Origin of the sequence: Candidatus Synechococcus spongiarum (assembly GCF_900047545.1) — a bacterium.
GTDB classification, from domain to species: Bacteria; Cyanobacteriota; Cyanobacteriia; order PCC-6307; family Cyanobiaceae; genus Synechococcus_B; species Synechococcus_B spongiarum_C.
This window is the reverse complement of record NZ_FITM01000010.1, coordinates 1-2,130: the sequence shown is the minus strand read 5'-3', so window position 1 is coordinate 2,130 and position 2,130 is coordinate 1. Positions and strand designations below refer to the sequence as shown.

Below are 2,130 nucleotides of genomic sequence, written 5' to 3'. Positions count from 1 at the left end.
ACCTGGCCGGAGCGCCGTGGGTCCACCTCCGTTGCCATGCGCAACGCCCGGGCAAAGGCAAGGGCTGGAGAAGATCCAGGCTGAACTGTCTGATTGTCTGTTGCAAGCATGGGGCACATATGCAACTCAACCCCCCAAGAGAAATACAGCTCTCTGCTTCAGCCATTCCTTGTGCTCTCCATAGGCGTCGTCATGGCGACTGACCAACCGCCAGAAGTGCTTGGAGTGGTTGGGATGGATGAGATGGCATAGCTCATGGATCACCACGTAGTTCGCGATGGCGTGGGGCGCCTTAATAATGTTCCAATTGAACACTAGATGCCCTGTTCTGTTGCAGGATCCCCAGCGTGATTTGAAGTTGCGAACGCTGACGCCCCTTGGCGTCACCTCAATCTGCCGGGCATAGCGGCTGGTCTTTTCCCGCAGGCGTTCCAACGCCCTGGAGCGATACCATTTTTCCAGGTATTGCCGGATTCTTCGCTGCCGCTGGGTGCCCTGCTCGCCGGGGCGCACCGTTGCCCTGAGGTATCCCCTGGACAGACAGACCCCCACCTGATACCCTTCCAGCACCTTGAGGCGATAGTTGCGCCCCAGATAGGGGAAAGATTCGCCGCTGACCAGTTCCCTGGGGCGACGGGGTGGAACGGGTTGCCATTCAGCCACCTTGGCCCGGATCCAGGGGCGCTTCTGCTGGAGAATCGCTGCCACCCGCTCATCCCCCAGGCGCTCCGGGATGCGCACTTGCAAGTCGTTGCCGACAATGTGGAGGGCAGCGGTCCGTCTCATGGAGCGGATCACCTCTACCCGCAGCCCCAAAATCTCTTCCGGGACGGCTGTCACCGGGACCACTTGGCCTTGGCAAGATCCATGAACCGCTCCCTAACCACGTTCACCAAGGCTTTGGAGCCAAAGGGTTGCCCAAGAAGGACGACTCGCTTGATCGCTCTCTCGACGCGGGCCTTCTCATCCCACTTGTCAAAGAACCCGACGATTCGGGTTGCCTTCCGCAACAGGGGCACCAGTTCCCTGGTCATGTCCACCACCCGCTGATGGGTGTCCCTGTCCATGCCTACATCACCTGATGCCTGCCTGACCTCTTCCATCAGCACCCTGTAGAAGGGGCCTTCTTCTTCGCTGAGGCCCAGGTGGGCGTCCTGCCGGGTCTTGTCCGGTTCCATCCGGTCCCGGAACACCAGTAGTTGCCGGACCAGATCTTCCCAATGGTTCTCGTGGTTGCGGATGATTTCCTCCAAACGGTGGGTGAGGGACTGGTAGTACTCGGGGTCCTCGTCCAGCTTGATCTTGATATGTGCCCTGATGGCGTGCTCCACCTCGGACGCTCTGGCTCGGTCGTTGGTGTGGGCGGCAAGCACCTGCTCAAACTCCACGTCAAACAGCTTGGTGGGGGGTACCCGCGGATCCACCCCATCGGCACAGATGTGCTTCTCGATGAGCGTGCGCACCTTCTCCCCACAGCCAGTGATGTTCAATTGCTCATCCCGATAGCGGTTGCGGCAGCCAATCACCACCTTGCCCACCGCTTTGAGATCAGCAACAAAAGGGTTGGCGGCGGGGTCCGGCAGGACGATCTCCATTTGCCTGGCAAAGGTCCTGAAATCTGCCTCAAATCGCTGGCGTTTCAGCTCGTCCGCCAAAAAGGTGACGCAGGCGTCAGTGTCCTGGAGGTCCGCACCCTTGAGGTGCTGCTTCAGCCTGGTGTGGGCCGCCTGGAGTTTGGGGACTTCGTCCTTGAGGTCCTGGAGAGCGCCCTGCACGTCGGTGGAGGAAAACACCTTCAGCGCTTCCGCCAACTGGTCGGTGAGTCCGACGTAATCCACCACGTACCCACAGGGCTTTTGCGCCCTGGTGCGGTTCACCCGGGCGATGGCCTGCAACAAGGTGTGGTCCGTCAGTTTGCGATCCAGGTACATCACCTGGCAGATAGGGGCGTCAAATCCCGTCAGCAGCATGTCATTGACAATCAGGATGGAGAGGGGGTGTTCTCCCATAGGCTGCTTAAAGCGTTCCACTGCCGTCTTGTGACCGGCAGAGTCCGTCCATGTCTTCCATTCCTCCGGGTCGTTGATGTCGCCGGAGATCACCACGGTGGATTCAGGAACATCGGAGATG

At 59.8% G+C, this 2,130-nt stretch carries 2 protein-coding genes; both read right to left on the bottom strand.

Features of this window, described 5'->3' with window-relative positions; genetic code table 11:
• Nucleotides 1–126 precede the first annotated feature (126 nt).
• Nucleotides 127–840: a M48 family metallopeptidase gene (locus FLM9_RS00445; protein WP_081340077.1), complete on the bottom strand. Its 714-nt coding sequence runs from the start codon at nucleotides 838–840 to the stop codon at nucleotides 127–129.
• Nucleotides 837–2,130, bottom strand: a 1,294-nt coding sequence (locus FLM9_RS00440) for a type I restriction enzyme subunit R domain-containing protein (protein WP_143324519.1), incomplete at its 5' end; no start/stop codon positions are given. The genes FLM9_RS00445 and FLM9_RS00440, both read right to left, overlap by 4 nt.